Genomic DNA, 17367 nt, shown 5'->3' with positions numbered 1-17367 from the left:
ACCGGCAACGCCGTCGACGATCCCGACCAGTCCTTCTACGAGAACTATTCCTGCGGATCGGAGCGCAACTACACCAACTATTGCAACAAGGAGATCGAAAAGCTGTTCGACCAGCAATCGGCCGAGACCGACAAGGAGAAGCGCAAGAAGCTGGTCTGGGAGATCGACAAGAAGCTGCAGGAGGACGTGGCGCGGCCGATCATCTTCCACGGCCGGGGCGGAACGTGCTGGCACCCTTACGTCAAAGGCGTTACCGTCATGGTCAACAGCTCCTATAACGGCTATCGTTACGAGGACGTCTGGATGGACAAGTAGCGTACGGCCGCGATAGCGTTTTCGCGTGAAGAAAGCGCGTCAAAACAAAAAAGCGAGAGCCCGGTTCTGATTCATCAGAACCGAAGGGGCTCTAGCCGACGGGTCGGGGAGAGTAGCAGGTTGTTTGCCTATATCGTGCGCCGCCTCGCCTTGATGCTCGTGACCCTGATCGGGATCTCGATCATCATCTTCGTGCTGCTGCGCGTCGTCCCCGGCAACATCGTCGACATCCTGTTCGACGCCGCCGGCTTCGTCGATCCCACCGACAAGGCCAACCTCGAAGAGGAGCTCGGCCTCAACCTGCCGATCTGGCAGCAATATCTGAGCTGGATCGGCGGGCTGCTGCACGGCGATCTCGGCTATTCCTATGTCTCGGAAAAACCGGCGCTGCAGGAGATCCTGCCGCGCATCCCGATCACGGCGCGGCTCGCGGCGCTGGCGCTGCTGTTCTCCGCTTCTATCGGCATTCCGCTGGGCGTCCTGAGCGCGGTCCACCAGGGCTCGCGGCTCGACTACGCCCTGCGCGTCGTCAGCCTGAGCGGCCTGTCGCTGCCGTCGTTCTGGCTTGGCCTGCTGATCCTGATGGCCTCGGTCTCGCTGTTCGGCACCATGCCGATCTACAACCCGAACCCGAAGACCTGGACCGAGGCTTTTGCGATCTATGCCGTGCCCGCAATGGCGGTCGGCTTCCGCAGCGCCGCGCTGACCATGCGCATCACGCGCTCCTCGATGCTGGAAATCCTGCGGCAGGACTTCATCCGCACCGCGCGCGCCAAGGGCGCCTCGGAAACATCGGTGAACTACCGCCACGCGCTGAAGAACGCCATCCTCCCTGTCATCACCGTGATCGGCATCGAGGCAGCGTTCCTGATCGGCGGCCTGATCGTCACCGAAACCGTATTCAATATTCCGGGCGTCGCCCGCTTCCTGGTCGAAGCGCTGCGCTGGCGCGACTATCCGATCGTCCAGAACCTCGTGATGCTGATCGCCGTGGTCGTGGTGTTCGCCAATTTCACCGTGGACATGCTTTACGCCGCGATCGACCCGCGCATCCGATATGGGGACTAGCCGTTGACCACGATCAACTTCGACAGCGAGTTGCGGCGCGCCGGCGCGCATTCGACGCATGGCTGGCGCCGCCTGCTGTTCCTGGCGCACCGCTATCTGCTCGGCACGTTCGGACTCGTCATCATGGTGCTGTTCGTCTGGATGGCGATCTCGGCCGACCTGATCTGCCGCTACGACCCGCTCAGCGTCGATTCCGCACAGCGGCTGGCATCGCCCAGCCTGGCGCACTGGATGGGCACCGATTCGTTCGGCCGCGACGTCTGGAGCCGGATCATCCACGGCGCGCGGATCTCGCTCGCGGTCGGCATCGGCGCCACCATGCTGGGATCGACGCTCGGCGTCATCGTCGGCCTCGCGTCGGGCTATCTGTCCGGCTGGGTCGACCTGCTGTTCCAGCGCATCACCGACATCCTGCAGGCGCTGCCGCTATTGGTGCTGGCGCTGGTGATGACAGCGGCGCTCGGGCCCTCGCTGCCGAACGTGATCATCGCCATCGCGATCCCGCTGATCCCGACGGTCGCCCGCGTAATCCGCGCCAATACGCTGGCGCTGCGCGAACTGCCGTTCGTCGAGGCCGCCAAGTCGATCGGCATGAGCGAGACCCGCATCGCGCTGCGCCACGTGCTCCCCAACACGCTGGCGCCGCTGATCGTGCTGGCGACCGCGCAACTCGGCTCCACCATCCTCACCGAGGCGTCACTGTCGTTCCTCGGCCTCGGCATTCCCGAGCCCTATCCGTCGTGGGGACGCATGCTGTCGGAATCCGCGGCCGAATACGTCCGCACCGCGCCGTGGCTGGTGATCTTCCCCGGCGTCGCGATCAGCCTCGCGGTGTTCGGCACCAATCTGTTCGGCGATGCGCTGCGCGACATCCTCGATCCGAGGCAGCGCGGCTGATGACCGGGATCAAGAAGGACGACACGGTTCTTGACGTGAAGAACCTGCAAACGGTGTTCTTCACCAATTCGGGACTGTTCCGCGCGGTCGACGACGTTTCGTTCAGCGTTCGCCGCGGCGAGACGCTGGCGATCGTCGGCGAATCCGGCTGCGGCAAGAGCGTGACCGCACTCTCGGTGATGCGGCTGGTACCGGACCCGCCGGGCCGCATCGTCGGCGGCTCGGTGACGCTGGAGGGCACCGATCTGCTCGGCCTCGATGAAGCCGAGATGCGCAAGATCCGCGGCAACCGCATCTCGATGATCTTTCAGGAGCCGATGACCTCGCTCAACCCGGTGATGCGGATCGGTGACCAGATCACCGAAGTGCTTCGTCTGCACCAGGAGATGACCGCGAAGGAAGCCTGGGCCAAGGCGGTCGAAATGCTGCGGCTGGTCAGAATCCCCGAGCCGCAGCGCCGCGCGCAGGAATATCCTCACCAGCTTTCCGGCGGCATGCGGCAGCGCGCGATGATCGCGATGGCGCTGGCATGCCGGCCGGCGCTGCTGATCGCGGACGAGCCGACCACCGCGCTCGACGTCACCATCCAGGCGCAGATCCTGGCGCTGATCGTCGACCTGCAGAAGACGCTCGGCACCGGACTGATCCTGATCACCCATGATCTCGGCGTCGTCGCGCAGACCGCCCAGCGCGTGATCGTGATGTATGCCGGCAAGAAGGTCGAGGAAGCGACGGTGGAGGATCTGTTCGAGAATCCGAAGCATCCCTATACGCGCGGCCTGATGGCCTCGATGCCGGCGGTGATTTCGTTCGGCGCGAAGACCGATGCGCGACTCAACGAAATTCCCGGCATGGTGCCGTCGCTGACCAACCTGCCGCCGGGCTGCGCGTTTGCGCCGCGCTGCAGCCTCGCCATCGATCGCTGCCGGGCAGAATACCCGCCGCTGCAGGCGGTCGACGGCGAACACCTCGCGGCCTGCTGGCGGGCCACGGAACTCGTGGGCGCGCCATGACCGAGCCTCGTCCCCTCCTCGAGGTCACCGATCTCAAGAAGCACTACGCCGTGCGCGGCGGCATCCTGCGCCGGCAGGTCGGCACGGTGCATGCCGTCGACGGCGTCAGCTTTTCGGTCGCCAGAGGCGAGACGCTCGGTCTCGTCGGCGAATCCGGCTGCGGCAAATCGACGGTCGCGCGCAGCGTGCTGCGGCTGGTCGAGCCGTCGAGCGGCGCCATCAAGCTCAACGGCACCGACATCGTCGGCCTGAGCAAGTCGGAGATGCGGCCGCACCGCCGTTCGATGCAGATCGTGTTCCAGGATCCGTTCGCTTCGCTCAATCCGCGCATGACTGCGGGCGAGATCGTCGGCGAGCCGCTCGCCGTGCACGGGATCGCGACCGGGGCCGCCCAGCAGGATCGCGTATCCGAACTGTTCGCGCAGGTCGGTTTGCGGCCCGACCAGATGAAGAACTATCCGCACCAGTTCTCGGGCGGCCAGCGGCAGCGCATCTGCATCGCACGCGCCTTGTCACTTGGACCTAGCCTGATCGTTTGCGACGAACCGGTGTCGGCGCTCGACGTCTCGATCCAGGCGCAGGTGATCAACCTCCTGATCGACCTGCAGCGCAAGAACGATTTCTCGTACCTGTTCATCGCCCACGATCTTGCGGTGGTCGCTCATATCAGCCACCGCGTCGCCGTGATGTATCTCGGCCGCATTGTCGAGATCGCCGACAAGACCGAACTGTTCGCCAACCCGCGCCATCCCTATACGCAGGCGCTGCTGGCATCGGTCCCGATCGCCGATCCCAAGGCCAAGAAGTTGGCGCCGATGATCGACGGCGACGTCCCGAGCCCGATCAATCCGCCCCCGGGATGCGCCTTCCACACCCGCTGCCGCTACGCCTTCGACCGCTGCAAGGTGGATCGGCCGGCGCTGGTGGCGGCCGGCGACGCGCATCAGGTGGCGTGCTGGCTGAACGAGGGGACGGGGCGGGCGGAGTAATCTCCATCGTCGTCCCTGCGAACGCAGGGACCCATAGCCACCGATGGATGACGTTACGACAGGTCGGGCCCCAGCCTTCGCACAACACGGGCCTGTGGTTATGGGTCCCGGCTCGCGCTCCGCTTGGCCGGGACGACGGAATCAGGCCACCGCGATCTCCACGACGATCCTGCCCGTCGTCACTTGCTCGCCCTCGGCGACATCGATGGCCGACACCGTGCCGGCAACACCCGCCATGTGCACATGCTCCATCTTCATCGCCTCCAGCGTCATCACCGGCTGGCCGGCGGCAACCTGCTCGCCCGGCTTGACCAGCAGTGCGACCACGCGGCCGTTCATCGCCGCCCGCACCTTGCCGTCGCCGCCGCCGGCCGCAGCCGAGACCGGGGCTGCAAGCGTCAGATCGCGCGTGGCGATCGTGACGCCGCGATGCAGGAGATACAGCCGGTCGGCATCGCGCAGGAATTTTGCCGAAGCCATCAGGCCGTCGGTACGGAACCGGATGGTGTCGCGGCCGAGTTCATCGATCCCGAAACGAAACTCGCTGCCATCGACGGCGGCCAGATAGCCGCCATCACGCTCACGAACGATATCGATCTCTTTCACCCCGTGCCCAAGATCGATCCGCATGGTCAGCGGAAACGTCGCGGCCAGGCTTCGTCCGCTGCGCCAGGGCGCCGCATGCGGATTCGTGACGTAGAGCAACAATGCCGCCAGCGCCGCTTCCGCCTTGTCGTCGTTCCGGGCAGCCAGCAACTCATCGCGATGCTTGCCGATGAACGAGGTGGTCGCCTCACCTCGCGCAAATCCGGGATGGCGCAGGCAGGAGATCAGAAATCCCTGGTTGGTGGTGACGCCGAAGGCGGCGGTCTGCTCCAGAGCGCAGATCAGCCGGCCCCGCGCCTCGTTGCGGTCGACACCGTAAGCAATGACCTTGGCGATCATGGAATCATAGAACGGCGGAATCTCCGATCCCGATTGCAGCGCGTGCTCGACGCGCGCGCCTTCTGGCATCTGCCATAGCGCCATCCGTCCCGACTGCGGCATGAAGTCGTGACCGGCGTCTTCCGAGCACAGCCGCACCTCGATGGCATGGCCAGAGAATTTGATGTCTTCCTGCCTCAGCCCGAGCGGCTCGCCCGCGGCGATACGCAGTTGCAGTTCGACCAGATCGAGGCCAGTGATGGCTTCGGTGACGGGATGCTCGACCTGCAGGCGCGTGTTCATTTCCATGAAATAGAATTCGCCGCTCTCGTCGAGCAGGAATTCGAGCGTGCCCGCGCCCTCATAGCCGATCGATTTGACCGCGGCGACGGCGACCTCGCCCATGCGCGCGCGCAATTCCGCCGTCACCTTCGGCGACGGCGCTTCCTCGATCAGCTTCTGGTGCCGGCGCTGCACCGAGCAGTCGCGCTCGCCGAGATGAACCGCGTTGCCGTAGCGGTCGCCGAACAGCTGGATCTCGATATGGCGAGGATTGACGATCGCGCGCTCCAGGATCACGCCGCCGTCGCCGAATGCGCCCTGTGCCTCCGACCGCGCGCTCCGCAGCGCATCGGGAAATGCCGCGGCATCCGCGACCAGCCGCATACCGCGCCCGCCGCCGCCGGCGACCGCCTTGATCATGACGGGGAATCCGATCTTTTTTGCTTCCGCCAGCATCACGGCGTCGCCCTGGTCGGCGCCCTGATAGCCGGGCACCACAGGCACGCCGGCCTTTTGCATGATGTCCTTGGCGCCGGCCTTGTTGCCCATCGCGCGGATGGCTTCGGGCGACGGCCCGATGAACACCAGCCCGGCGTCGCGGCAGGCCTGCGCAAAATCCTCGTTCTCGGCGAGGAAGCCGTAGCCCGGATGCACCGCGCCGGCGCCGCTGGCCCTGGCCGCCGCGATGATCGCATCGATCCGCAGATAAGACTGCGCCGGCAGCGCCTCGCCGATCCGCACCGCCTGGTCCGCCTCGCGCACATGCAGCGCATCGCGGTCGGCATCCGAATAAACCGCGACCACACCGTGGCCGAGCCGGCGCGCGGTCCGCATGATGCGCAGCGCGATCTCGCCGCGGTTGGCGACCAGTACCTTGAAGAACGGCGTCCGCCTCATGGCTTCGCTCATGGCCGGGCGACCGAGAATTGCATGCGCTGGGGGTTGCGGGCCTCGGCCTCGCGGCAGATCGCCAGCACCTCCGCCAGCACGCTGCGGGTATCGCGCGGGTCGATCACGCCGTCGTCGAGCACGCGCGCGCTGGTCGAGAACACGTCCATCTGGCTGTCGAACACGGCGGTGATCTGCGCCTTCATGGCGTCGAGCTTTTCCTGCTCGATCGGTTTGCCCCGCCTGGCAGCCGCGGCCTCGGTCACGATCGCCATGGTTTCCGCCGCCTGCTCGCCGCCCATCACAGCGGTCTTGGCATTGGGCCAGGAGAAACAGAAGCGCGGATGGAAGCCGCGCCCGCACATGCCGTAATTGCCGGCGCCGAACGAGGCACCGCAGTAGATCGTGATCTGCGGCACGGTCGCCGACGTCACCGCCTGGATCATCTTGGAGCCGTGCTTGATCATGCCGGCCTCTTCGTAAGCCTTACCGACCATGTAGCCGGTGGTGTTGTTCATATAGAGGATCGGTGTGCGCGACTGGCAGCAGGCCTGGATGAAATGCGTCGCCTTGTTGGCACCGGGCACGTCGAGCGGGCCGTTGTTAGTGACGATCCCGAGCGCCTGCCCCTCGATGCGGGCGTGGCCGCAGACGGTCGCCGGACCGTAACTAGCGCCGAATTCGGTGAAATCGGAATCGTCGACGAAGCGCGCGATGGCCTGCCGCATGTCGACCGGACGCTTGTGGTCCATCGGCATGATGCCGAGCAATTCCTCGGCGTCATGCCGCGGCGGCTTGAAGGATGCTTCTACAGGCTTCGCGCGGTCCCATTCCAGATTGGCCATGATGTCGCGTGCGATCCGCAGCGCGTCGCGGTCGTCTTCCGCGAGATAATCGCCGAGCCCTGAAATGGAGGTATGCATCTCGGCGCCGCCGAGTTCCTCCTCGGTCGCGATCTCTCCCGTCGCCGCTTTCAACAGGGGCGGACCGGCAAGGAACGCGCGGGTGCGGCCGCGGACCATCACGATGTAGTCGGACAGTCCGGTCTGGTAGGCGCCGCCAGCGGTCGACGATCCATGCGTCACGGTGACGACGGGAAGGCCAGCAGCCGACAGCCGGGCCAGGTTACGAAAGATGTTGCCGCCGCGGATGAAATCCTCGACGCGGTAGCGCAGCAGATTGGCGCCGGCGCTCTCGACCAGTTGCACGTAAGGCAGCTTGTTCTCCAGCGCCAGTTCCTGCACCCGCAACGTCTTGTCGAGGCCGAAGGGCTGCAGTGCGCCGGCATCGATGCCGGCGTCATTGGCGCTCACCATGCAGCGAATGCCGGAAACGAAGCCGATGCCGGCGATCAGACCGCCGCCGGGCACGCTCTTCCCGGCGTCAGGCACATCGAACATGTAGCCGGCGAGCGTCGACAGTTCGATGAAGGGCGATCCGGGATCGAGCACCAGCGCCACACGCTCGCGCGGCAACAGCTGCCCGCGCTTGTGGAAACGGTCCTTGGCCGCGGCCGATGCCGCGCGGGTGCGATCTTCCAGCGCGCGCATCCGCGCAATCAGCGCCAGCATGCCTTCGCGATTGGCCTTGAAGGCGGCGCCGCCGGTTGCGATCGTCGAATCGATTACGGCCATTCTTGTTTCCTGCAGGTCGTTCCGGGGCGGCGCGCAGCGTCGAACCCGGGATCTCGAGATTCCCCGGTGTGCAAAGCACACCTGGGGTCTGGTCCTTCGGACCATCCCGGAATGACGACGTTAGAGTCGGGCACTATCACGTCCCTTTCCCGGCAAAATGTTCGCTGAAGGCCTGCCGTAGCTCGACCTTGCGCAGCTTGCCGGTCGCCGTCATCGGCATCTCGTCTAGAATACGAATGAGCTTCGGCACCTGGAAGCCGCCGAGATGCTTGCGGCAATGCTCGGCAATTGAGGCTTCATCGGCCTGCGCGCCCGGCTTCAGCTTGACGAAAGCCGACACCGCCTCGCCCCATTGCGGATGCGGCAGGCCGACCACGGCGGCGTTCTGCACGGCGGGATGCGCGAGCAGCGCCTCCTCGATCTTCACGGAGGCGACGTTCTCGCCGCCCGACTTGATCATATCCTTCTTGCGGTCGAGGAACAGCACCTCGCCGTACTCGTCGATCAGCGCGAGATCGCCGGTGTGGTGCCAGCCGAACTTGCGCGCCTCTTCGGTCGCCTTCGGGTCCTTGTAGTAGCCCATCATGACGTTGGGTCCGCGATGCACGAGTTCGCCGACCTGTCCGCGCGGCAGCAGATTGCCGTTGTCGTCCATGATCGCGGTCTCGTTGACGATCAGCGACTCGCCCCAGTAATTGCCGAAGCGTTCGAGCTGGCGATCCGGCTGCGACATCGTGGTGGCCGGATACATTTCGGTCTGGCCCGAACTCAGCACGAAATTCGGGCACATGTCGGCCATGGCCCGCTCCAGCAGCGGGCGGCCCATCGGGGCCATGGTGTAGATGCAGGTGCGTAAGCCGGAAAGATCGAACTCCCTGCGGCGGGGGTGATCGAGGATCGCCTGGTACATCAGCGACAGGCCGACGAACACGGTCAGCTTGTCGCGCACGATCGCCTCCATGCAGACCACGGGATCGAAGCCGCGCATCAACGCCATCCGGCCGCCGACCGAGAGATAGCTCAGCAGCAGCACGTGGCCGGCGCAGTGAAACAGCGGAAACTGCCCGGTGATGCCGTCTTCGCGGCCGAGCTTCATTTCGATGGCATTGCTCATCACGGCCATGACGACCGCGAGATGACAATGCATCGCTCCCTTAGGTCGCGACGTCGTGCCCGACGTGTAGATGATCATCGCGAGATCGCGGTCGTCGATCTCGATCTCCGGCTCGATCTCGGACTGGCCCTTGATGAGATCGTTGAAGTTCTCCAGCCCCGTCGCGGCGACCTTGCCGGCGAGATCGATCGCGATCATCTGCATCCCGCGCTGCTCCAGTGCGGCGCGGCGGTCGGCCTGCGCGTGCAAGACGTCGTCGATCAGCGCGAAACGCACCTCCGCGTGATCGAGGATATAATCCATGTCCCCAGGGCCGAGCATGGTGTTGACCGGCACCCAGACCAGGCCGGCGCGGTGGATGCCGAACAGTGCTTTGACGAACTCGACGGAGTTGTTGCAGATCGTCGATATCTTCTCGCCCGGCTTCAGCCCGCGCTTTACCAGATAATTGGCGAAGCGGTTGGCGTCGTGCTCGAGTTCCGTAAAGGTCACGCGGCGCGTGCCGTCGGTGAGCGCGATGCGATCGGGAAACCGCACCGCCGCCCGCTTCAGGAGATCGCCGATCGCCACCCGCCCGATGCGGCCGGGACCGGGTACGCCGCCGGTTGCTGCAAGATTGGTCATTTTGTCCGTCCCTGGACGTGTTGAACGTAGCCGAGCGTGCCTGCCGCAGCGTCATTGCGAGGAGCTCTTGCGACGGAGCAATCCATGCCTCCTCGTGGCGCGATGGATTGCTTCGCTTCGCTCGCAATGACGGAGCTAATGCGTGGTTCCGAAAATCTGCCGCGCTTCCGCCGGGCTGGCGATCTCGCGGCCCGCGCGTCGCGCGCAGCCGGCGATTTCCTCGATCAATTGCCCGTTCGAGGTCACCTTGGCGCCGTTGGCGAGATAGAACGTGTCTTCCAGACCGGTACGCAAATGTCCCCCGAGATCGGCACAGCGCTGGTGCAGCGGCCAGATTTCGGCGCGGCCGATCGCGGTGACCTGCCAATGCGCCTTCGGCAGCTTCAGCTTGAGCAGGATCGGCAGCAGGTCGGGATCGGCAGGCATGCCGGAGGCGACGCCCATCACGAAATTATATTCGAGCGGCCCGGAATACATGCCGGTCTGATTGTACATGCCGACGCAGCGCACGATGCCGACGTCGAAGCATTCGAACTCGGGGATCGTGCCCGCTTCCTTCATCACATCGAGATAGTCCTGCACCTTCTCGACCGCGTTATCGAACATCATCGGCGGCCAGGCCCAGGTGTTGTCGGCCTTGACCTTGAGATAGTTCAGCGAACCGGCGTTGCAGGCCGCGATCTCGGGCCTGGTCTCGCGCACGCAATCGAGCGCGCCCTGGTATTTCGGACCCGAGGTGCCGGTGGTGTGGTTGATGATGACGCCGGGACAGGCTTCGCGGATCGCCTGCTGAATTTCCCTGGAGACGCTGACGTCCCAGGACGGCAGATGGCCCTTGTTCGGCTCCTGCTGGCGCAGATGGACATGCATGATGCTGGCGCCGGCGTTGAACGCGGCCCTGGCCTCGCGCGCCATCTGCTCCGGCGTCACGGGCACATTGTGCTGTTTCGGATCGGTCAACACGCCGTTCAGCGCGCAGGTAATGACGGCCTTGTCGCCCATGGATCAACCTTCGGAAACGGGACGCGAGAGATCGCGCGAATATCGAGCGCGATCATGCGTCCCGCATCAGCCGGCTTCTTGCGTCAACCCGCTATTGGCGGCGGCGACACGGCGGTGGCTGTAGATCGCCAGATCGCGCGAGCCGGAAAAGATCGCGCGCGGCTTCAGGCCATAGAAGCGGCGGATCGAGTGGCTGAAATGCGTGGAGTCGGGATAGCCGATGTCCTGCGCCAGATGCGCAAGGTTGATGTCCTGGTTGGCGAAGTGCAGCAGATGCCGCGCGCGCTTCCAGGCGCGGAACGAGCGGAACGAGATTCCGGTCTCTTCCTTGAACAGATGCAGGAAGCGCGACGGCGACAGACCGGCCTCGGCGGCGCAACTCGCGGCCGTCACCGGCTCGCCGGAGAATTTTCCGATCTGCACGATCGCACGCGCCACGCGAGGGTCGAGTTCGCGCCGCGGCAGCACCTCGCCGAGGCATAGCGAATCGAATTCGGCGCTGGAAAAATCATTGTCGGCATGCCGCTCGCGCAATTCGAGATAGGCGGCGCGAATGCGGTTGGCAAAGACCGCGCCCTCGGGTCCGCCGAGGCGCGCTGCGAACTCTTCGAGGGCGCCGGGGCGGATGCTCTCCGGCTCGATCACGATGCTGAGCACCGAACGATAATCGCTGGCGATGGTGTGCCTGACGTTCGGCAGCACGGCGATCATTTCGCCATGGGTCTGCCGGCCATCCGATGCCGTGAACCAAAGGCCGCCTTCGAGCGCGACATAGATGTTGAAGCCGCCCGAGCAGCGTTGCCGCGGCCTGCCGAGCAGGCCGGCATAGAACACGCGTTCCGGGGTAATCAGCATCAGATGGCCCGACTTGCGGCCGATATCGTCCATGGGTGCTCCTCCTCGCGCGGCTCTCTGGCCGCTGCGACGGGGCAACCATAGCGGAAAATTGCGGACTGACTACGGCGGAGTTGGTCATCCCGGCATGGTGCATAAGCACCCGGCCCGGAATGGCACACGATCAAGCTCGTATACGCGGTACCACGTTCTGTTCGACGCCGGCCTTGCGTTCCGCCGCCACCGCCCGCTTGTAGCCGTCGCGCTCCTGCAGCCGGGCCCAGTAGGCCGCGACATTGGGACCGAAATCCTTGGCGAGGCCGATATTGCCGGCCAGCCGCAGCGCGTAGCCATTGACGATATCGGCCGCGGTGAACCGCCCGGCGCAGAGGAATTCCGAATTCGCGGTCGCGGCCTCGACCGCGCGCAGCCGGCCGAGGAACCATTTTGCGTAGTCGCCGGCGACTTGCGGGTTCCGCCGTTCTTCCGGTTCGAGCTGGCTGTATCGCAGCACCAGTGTCTGCGGGAAAGTCAGCGTCGCGTCGCTGAAATACATCCAGTTCAGGAACGCGGCATAGGCCGGATCGTCCAGCCCGACCACCAGCGGCGACGGCCCGTATTTGGTGCCGAGGTAGTAACAAATGCCTGATGACTCCGTCATTTTGGCATCGCCATCGATCATGAACGGAATCGTTCCCAACGGATTGATCGCGAGATATTCCTTCGCGAGCGCCCGCGGTGGAAACGGCAGCATCTTGAGCTCGTATGGCAAGCCCATCTCTTCCAGCATCCAGAGCGGACGGAACGAGCGCGCGCCGTCGCAGTGATAGAGCGTGATCATCAGCCGTTCTCTTTATCCCTGTTCCCGATATCTCTTATTGGATTTTCGGCAGCGTGCCCATCATCTTGCACAAGACGGTCAGCATCACCTCGTCGGCGCCGCCGCCGATCGAGGTCAGGCGGCTGTCGCGATAGGCGCGGCTGACCGGCGTCTCGTTCATGAAGCCCATGCCGCCCCAGAACTGCAGACAGGCATCGGTAAGCTCGCGCCCCAGACGCCCAGCCTTGAGCTTGGCCATGGTGGCAAGCCGCGTCACGTCCTCGCCCGCGACCAGTTGCTCGGCGGCGCGATAGATCAGCGCGCGCAGCAACTCTACTTCGGTCTGCATTTCCGCCAGCTTGAAATGAACCGTCTGGTTATCGAGGATCGACTTTCCGAACGCCTTGCGGTTGCGGGTATATTCGATGGTCTCGGCGATGATGAATTCGTGCGCCTTGAGGCAGGCCGCTGCGCCCCACAGCCGCTCTTCCTGGAACTGGATCATCTGGTAGGTAAAGCCCTTGCCTTCCTCGCCGATGCGGTTGCGCTTGGGCACCCGGACATTGTCGAAGAAGATTTGCGCGGTGTCGGACGAGCGCATGCCCATCTTGTCGAGCTTGCGCGCCACCTGCACGCCCTTGCTCTTCATCGGCACGCAGATCAACGACTTGTTGCGGTGGGCCTGATCGTCGCTGGTATTGGCGAGCAGGCAGATCCAGTCGGCCTGCACGCCATTAGTGATCCACATCTTGCCGCCGTTGATGACGTAGTCGTCGCCATCGGAGCGCGCCTGGGTCTTGATCGACGCGACGTCCGACCCCGCGCCCGGCTCGGAGACGCCGACACAGGCCACCGCATCGCCCGCGACCGCGGGAGCAAGAAACTCGCGGCGCACCTCATCCGAACCGAACCGCGCCAGCGCCGGCGTCGCCATGTCGGTCTGCACCCCGATCGCCATCGGCACGCCGCCGCATTTGATCGCGCCGAGTTCCTCGGCCATCATCAGCGCATAGGAATAATCGAGCCCCTGCCCGCCGAACTCCACCGGCTTGTTGAGCCCGAGGAAGCCGAGATCGCCGAGCTTCTTGAACAGCTCGTGCGCCGGGAAGATGTCGTTGTTCTCCCATTCGTCGACGAAGGGATTGATCTCGGCGGCGATGAACTTTTGCAGGATTCGGCGGGGTTCGCCGTGGTCGGCGGTGAAAAGCATCGGTTCAACTTTCCTTCGTCATTCCGGGGCAATGCGCAGCATCGAACCCGGAATCTCGATCCGTTAATGCGACTTCTGGATTCCGGGTTCGCGTCTTCGACGCGCCCCGGAATGACGGCTACAGCCCCATCTGCCTTGACGCGAGATCCTTCATGATCTCCTCCGTCCCGCCGCCGATGGCGTTGACCTTGACCTCGCGGTAGATGCGCTCGACCTTGACGCCGCGCATGAAGCCGGCGCCGCCGAAGATCTGCACCGCCTCGGATGCGCAGAACGCCATGGTCTGGGTCGCCTGGTTCTTCATCATGCAGATCTCGGCAACCGGGCTCTCGTCCTGCCCGAGCCGCCACGCCAGCATTTCCAGCATCGCCTGCGATGCCGCGACCTTCTGCGCCATGTCGACCAGCTTGTGACGGATCACCTGATGCTGCGCGATCGGCTTGCCGAACGTCTTGCGCTCCCTGGCATAGGCGATAGCCTCCTCGACGCAGACCCGGGCGTAGGCGGTGCAGCTCGCCGCCATGCCCATGCGCTCGCTGTTGAAATTGTGCATGATAAGCTTGAAGCCCTGGCCTTCCTCGCCGATCAGGTTTTCGGCAGGCACCTGGCATTCATCGAAATGCAGCGTCGCGGTATCCGAGGCCCACCAACCCATCTTCTTCAGCTTGGTGCGCGACAGGCCCGGCGTATCGCCCTCGATCAGCAGCAGGCTGACGCCGCTTGGTCCCTCGCCGCCGGTACGCACCGCTACCGTCAGATAGTCCGCCCGCATGCCTGACGTGATAAAAGTCTTCTCGCCGCTGACGACATAATGGTCGCCGTCCCGCCTCGCCTTGGTGCGGAGATTGGCGACGTCGGAGCCGCCACTCGGCTCGGTGATCGCGAGCGCTGAAATCTTCTCGCCCGCCAGCACCTGCGGCAGCACCCGCGCCCGGACTTCGGGCCTTGCGGCGCGCGCGATCGGCGGCGAGCCGATGGTGTGGCTCATCAGGCTCGAGCTGACCCCGCCGGCACCGGCGCGCGCCAGCTCCTGCGACGCCACGATCTTCATGAACTGGTCGGCCGGCACGCCGCCGAATTCCTCGGGAAAGCCGAGTCCGAGCAGGCCGACCGCGGATGCCCTGCGATAAAGCTCGCGCGGAAACTCGCCGGCCTCGTCCCACTCATGGGCGTAAGGCTCGATCTCCCGCGTCACGAAGCGGCGCATCACGTCGCGGAAGGCCTCGTGTTCGGCCGTATAGAACGGGCTCTGCACTTTTGTGCGCTCCAGCATGCTTTCCTCCCACAGGGAATCACGATGGCCCGATTTGCCCGGCGCAAACTTGCGTTGAGCGGCTGGCCAGCAACTGAACACAAGACCGTTTGCGCGAGCATGCCCTAGCCTTGATTCAAAGCCAACAAGAGCTCACGGGCCGCTGGCCGGGGAGGATGAGGCATGATCCGATCGCTCAATGCAGTCCCGGCGTTCTTCCTGACAGCACTGCTGTCGCTTGCCGCGGCGACGACGGCCTCCGCCCAGCAACCCGGCATCTCCGATACCGAGATCAAGTTCGGCAATATCATGCCGTATAGCGGGCCGGCATCGGCGCTCAGCGTCACTGGCAAGGCGTTTGCGGCCTATTTCGACCTGGTCAACGAGAAGGGCGGCGTCAACGGGCGCAAGCTCAATATGGTCTCGCTCGACGACGGCTTCTCGCCGCCGAAGACGGTGGAGGCGACGCGCCGGCTGGTCGAGAATGACGGCGTCGCCTTCATGTTCGGAACGATGGGCACCGCGCCGAGTTCGGCGACCGCGAAATATCTCAACGGCGCCAAGGTGCCGCACCTGTTCCTGATCAGCTCGGCTTCGAAATGGAACGATCCGGTCAACCAGCCCTGGCTGATGGCGCTGCCCTGGGCGCCCAATTATGTCGAGGAAGCCGGCATCGAAGTCCGCTTCGCCCGCGCCAAAAATCCCAATGCGCGGTTTGCGATCCTTTATCAGAACGACGATGCCGGGAAGGATTATCTGCGCGGCGTCAAGGAAGCGCTCGGCGCCGACGCCGACAAGCTGATCGCGCTGGCGACGAGTTTCGAGGTCGCCGATCCCACGGTCGATTCGCAGATCCTGACGCTCGCCAACACCAAGGCCGACGTCTTCCTGATCTACAGCGTGACGCCGCGCGCCTGCGCGCAGGCGATCCGGAAGGCCTATGAAACCGGCTGGCGACCGATGCGGTTCATCTCCTCGGGCTGCGCCAACAAGGAAACCGTGATGGTGCCGGCGGGCCTCGAGGCGGCCAGCGGCATCATGTCGGTTGGCTCGTTGAAGCCATACGCCGCCGATTCCACCGACCCCGACATGGTCGCCTATCGGGAGTTCATGAAGGCGCGGGTGCCGAATGTCGACCCCGCCAATTTCGCCGCCGGCTACGGCTACATGGTGGCGCAGGCGCTGGTCGTCGTGCTCGAGCAGTGCAAGAACAATCTGAGCCGCGAGAACATCATGGCGCAGGCGGCGAACCTCAAGGACGTGTCGCTGCCGCTGCTGATGCCCGGCGTCAAGCTCAACACCACGCCGAAGGACTACCGTCCGATCAAGGACGGCTACATGGTCGAGTTTCGCGACGGCCAGTTCAACGTGATCAGCGAACTGCTGCGCGGTTCCTGACCGGGAAGCGGCGTGCCTCTGACGTCATCTCACGTCTTACCAAGAGAGATGCCCAACCCCGCCAGATGGGTATCCACGAACTGCGCCAACTGCCGGCGCAGCTTTTCCGGCGGTACTGCGACCATTCGCTCCTCGAGGCCGAGCGAAATAATGCCGTGCACGGCTGAAAACATCATGCGCGCCAGCAACGCCACCTCGTCCGGATCGCGGTCGGGCAGCAGGCGGACCAGCGGCTCATGCATCAGCGCGAACGCCTGCATCACCATCCCCAGGATGTCCTCGGGGAAGGGACGGTCGTCCTCCATCCGGTGCTCGAACAGCGAGCGCAACAGATTGGCGTGATCGGCCGCGAACGCCAGGTAGGTCCCGGCCAGTCCGTGGAGTTGGCGGACCGGGTCCTCGGCCGGGACCGCCACCAGCCGGGCCGTCAGAGCCTGAACCGTCTCCCGATTGACCGTCAGGATCAGGCCGTCGAAGTCCCCGAACTCGTTATAGACGCTCCCGATCGAGCAGTCGGCGGCCTCGGCCACATCCCGAACCTTCAATGATCTCAATCCATTAGCGGCGATTATGGCACGCGCGGTCTCGACCATGAGACGGCGGCGCAAAGTTTTTTTGCGGTCTCGCGAAGATTCTTCTTGAGCACTGCTCACGTTTGGCCTATATATTTTGAACAATGTTCATTTTCAACCAGGAGCCACTTACATGCAGACCGTCGTTTCCCAACTGACCACCTCTTTCGTCGACGATGCCATCGAACTCGTGAAGGGATTTGGCAAGGTTATCGTCCACATCGCCACCGCGCCGATCGAGCGCATGGCTGATGCCTGCGACGTCGGCGGCGTTCTCGCCCGCCAGCGGTCGGCGCGGCGCCTGCGCGCAGCCAATCGCCCGCACAGCCGGTGGAAGCTGTTCGGCTCCCTGCACCATCTGACCTGAGGCGCTGCCGCTTTCCTTCAAATGCGACTCCAATCGTAAGAATGGGATCACTATGCCGCAGCAAATCGTTCACCAAACCCTCCCGCAGCGATGTCCGGATAACTTTCCGTACAACCTTTCAATGCAAGCGTGCCCGCCAGCCACCTCGCGCATCGGCGAGAGCC

The 17367-nt window shown here is 64.5% G+C and carries 15 protein-coding genes and 1 pseudogene; 7 read left to right on the top strand and 9 right to left on the bottom strand.

Going from position 1 to position 17367, the window contains the following annotated elements:
* The 5 genes and pseudogenes from V7E26_RS10500 to V7E26_RS10480 all read left to right on the top strand — a co-directional run.
* Window positions 1-315, top strand: a pseudogene (locus V7E26_RS10500) (ABC transporter substrate-binding protein); the annotation flags it as partial.
* A gap of 120 nt (window positions 316-435) precedes the next feature.
* On the top strand, window positions 436-1383 hold the full coding sequence (locus V7E26_RS10495) for an ABC transporter permease (RefSeq protein WP_324415459.1): 948 nt from the start codon (window positions 436-438) through the stop codon (window positions 1381-1383).
* A 3-nt stretch (window positions 1384-1386) separates the two neighbouring features.
* Window positions 1387-2280: an ABC transporter permease gene (locus V7E26_RS10490; protein ID WP_324415457.1), complete on the top strand. Its 894-nt coding sequence runs from the start codon at window positions 1387-1389 to the stop codon at window positions 2278-2280.
* Entirely contained in the window at window positions 2280-3293 is a 1014-nt protein-coding gene (locus V7E26_RS10485; RefSeq protein WP_324415455.1) for an ABC transporter ATP-binding protein, read from the top strand. The genes V7E26_RS10490 and V7E26_RS10485 overlap by 1 nt, the downstream gene beginning before the upstream one ends.
* Window positions 3290-4282: an ABC transporter ATP-binding protein gene (locus V7E26_RS10480; RefSeq protein WP_324415452.1), complete on the top strand. Its 993-nt coding sequence runs from the start codon at window positions 3290-3292 to the stop codon at window positions 4280-4282. The genes V7E26_RS10485 and V7E26_RS10480 overlap by 4 nt, the downstream gene beginning before the upstream one ends.
* A 141-nt stretch (window positions 4283-4423) precedes the next feature.
* Here V7E26_RS10480 and V7E26_RS10475 read toward each other — a convergent pair whose 3' ends face one another.
* The 8 genes from V7E26_RS10475 to V7E26_RS10440 all read right to left on the bottom strand — a co-directional run bounded on the left by V7E26_RS10475 (window position 4424) and on the right by V7E26_RS10440 (window position 14887).
* Window positions 4424-6385 carry an acetyl-CoA carboxylase biotin carboxylase subunit gene (locus V7E26_RS10475; RefSeq protein ID WP_324415465.1) on the bottom strand — a complete coding sequence of 654 codons (1962 nt, stop codon included), beginning with the start codon at window positions 6383-6385 and terminating at the stop codon, window positions 4424-4426.
* Between the two features lie 8 nt (window positions 6386-6393).
* Window positions 6394-8010 carry an acyl-CoA carboxylase subunit beta gene (locus tag V7E26_RS10470; RefSeq protein ID WP_324415450.1) on the bottom strand — a complete coding sequence of 539 codons (1617 nt, stop codon included), beginning with the start codon at window positions 8008-8010 and terminating at the stop codon, window positions 6394-6396.
* 136 nt (window positions 8011-8146) lie between these two features.
* Window positions 8147-9748: an AMP-binding protein gene (locus V7E26_RS10465; protein WP_324415448.1), complete on the bottom strand. Its 1602-nt coding sequence runs from the start codon at window positions 9746-9748 to the stop codon at window positions 8147-8149.
* A gap of 135 nt (window positions 9749-9883) precedes the next feature.
* Window positions 9884-10750, bottom strand: coding sequence for a 3-keto-5-aminohexanoate cleavage protein (locus tag V7E26_RS10460; RefSeq protein ID WP_324415446.1), 867 nt, complete (start codon window positions 10748-10750; stop codon window positions 9884-9886).
* A gap of 66 nt (window positions 10751-10816) precedes the next feature.
* A complete protein-coding gene (locus V7E26_RS10455) occupies window positions 10817-11638 on the bottom strand; it encodes a helix-turn-helix transcriptional regulator (RefSeq protein ID WP_324415444.1) in 822 nt (273 codons plus the stop codon).
* A 130-nt stretch (window positions 11639-11768) separates the two neighbouring features.
* Window positions 11769-12425: a glutathione S-transferase family protein gene (locus V7E26_RS10450; RefSeq protein ID WP_324415442.1), complete on the bottom strand. Its 657-nt coding sequence runs from the start codon at window positions 12423-12425 to the stop codon at window positions 11769-11771.
* 34 nt (window positions 12426-12459) lie between these two features.
* Window positions 12460-13614 carry an acyl-CoA dehydrogenase family protein gene (locus V7E26_RS10445; RefSeq protein WP_324415440.1) on the bottom strand — a complete coding sequence of 385 codons (1155 nt, stop codon included), beginning with the start codon at window positions 13612-13614 and terminating at the stop codon, window positions 12460-12462.
* A 118-nt stretch (window positions 13615-13732) separates the two neighbouring features.
* The gene (locus tag V7E26_RS10440; protein WP_324415438.1) at window positions 13733-14887 is read right to left on the bottom strand and encodes an acyl-CoA dehydrogenase family protein; all 1155 of its coding nucleotides are present in this window, start codon (window positions 14885-14887) and stop codon (window positions 13733-13735) included.
* A gap of 162 nt (window positions 14888-15049) precedes the next feature.
* On the opposite strand from V7E26_RS10440, the gene V7E26_RS10435 reads away from it, so the two are divergent.
* Window positions 15050-16264 carry an ABC transporter substrate-binding protein gene (locus V7E26_RS10435; RefSeq protein WP_324415436.1) on the top strand — a complete coding sequence of 405 codons (1215 nt, stop codon included), beginning with the start codon at window positions 15050-15052 and terminating at the stop codon, window positions 16262-16264.
* A 29-nt stretch (window positions 16265-16293) separates the two neighbouring features.
* Here V7E26_RS10435 and V7E26_RS10430 read toward each other — a convergent pair whose 3' ends face one another.
* Window positions 16294-16857: a TetR/AcrR family transcriptional regulator gene (locus tag V7E26_RS10430; RefSeq protein ID WP_324415434.1), complete on the bottom strand. Its 564-nt coding sequence runs from the start codon at window positions 16855-16857 to the stop codon at window positions 16294-16296.
* 112 nt (window positions 16858-16969) lie between these two features.
* On the opposite strand from V7E26_RS10430, the gene V7E26_RS10425 reads away from it, so the two are divergent.
* The gene (locus V7E26_RS10425; protein ID WP_324415432.1) at window positions 16970-17203 is read left to right on the top strand and encodes a hypothetical protein; all 234 of its coding nucleotides are present in this window, start codon (window positions 16970-16972) and stop codon (window positions 17201-17203) included.
* Window positions 17204-17367 lie beyond the last annotated feature (164 nt).

The organism is Bradyrhizobium sp. (assembly GCF_036735945.1).
GTDB lineage: Bacteria > Pseudomonadota > Alphaproteobacteria > Rhizobiales > Xanthobacteraceae > Bradyrhizobium.
Note: the sequence above shows the minus strand (reverse complement) of the source record. Positions and strands in the feature narration are given on the sequence as shown.

Coding starts and splice junctions, on each gene's coding strand:
- V7E26_RS10485 (WP_324415455.1), top strand. CDS start 2,280: ATGACCGGGATCAAGAAGGACGACACGGTTCTTGACGTGAAGAACCTG.
- V7E26_RS10480 (WP_324415452.1), top strand. CDS start 3,290: ATGACCGAGCCTCGTCCCCTCCTCGAGGTCACCGATCTCAAGAAGCAC.
- V7E26_RS10475 (WP_324415465.1), bottom strand. CDS start 6,385: ATGAGGCGGACGCCGTTCTTCAAGGTACTGGTCGCCAACCGCGGCGAG.
- V7E26_RS10470 (WP_324415450.1), bottom strand. CDS start 8,010: ATGGCCGTAATCGATTCGACGATCGCAACCGGCGGCGCCGCCTTCAAG.
- V7E26_RS10465 (WP_324415448.1), bottom strand. CDS start 9,748: ATGACCAATCTTGCAGCAACCGGCGGCGTACCCGGTCCCGGCCGCATC.
- V7E26_RS10460 (WP_324415446.1), bottom strand. CDS start 10,750: ATGGGCGACAAGGCCGTCATTACCTGCGCGCTGAACGGCGTGTTGACC.
- V7E26_RS10455 (WP_324415444.1), bottom strand. CDS start 11,638: ATGGACGATATCGGCCGCAAGTCGGGCCATCTGATGCTGATTACCCCG.
- V7E26_RS10450 (WP_324415442.1), bottom strand. CDS start 12,425: ATGATCACGCTCTATCACTGCGACGGCGCGCGCTCGTTCCGTCCGCTC.
- V7E26_RS10445 (WP_324415440.1), bottom strand. CDS start 13,614: ATGCTTTTCACCGCCGACCACGGCGAACCCCGCCGAATCCTGCAAAAG.
- V7E26_RS10440 (WP_324415438.1), bottom strand. CDS start 14,887: ATGCTGGAGCGCACAAAAGTGCAGAGCCCGTTCTATACGGCCGAACAC.
- V7E26_RS10435 (WP_324415436.1), top strand. CDS start 15,050: ATGATCCGATCGCTCAATGCAGTCCCGGCGTTCTTCCTGACAGCACTG.
- V7E26_RS10430 (WP_324415434.1), bottom strand. CDS start 16,857: ATGGTCGAGACCGCGCGTGCCATAATCGCCGCTAATGGATTGAGATCA.
- V7E26_RS10425 (WP_324415432.1), top strand. CDS start 16,970: ATGCAGACCGTCGTTTCCCAACTGACCACCTCTTTCGTCGACGATGCC.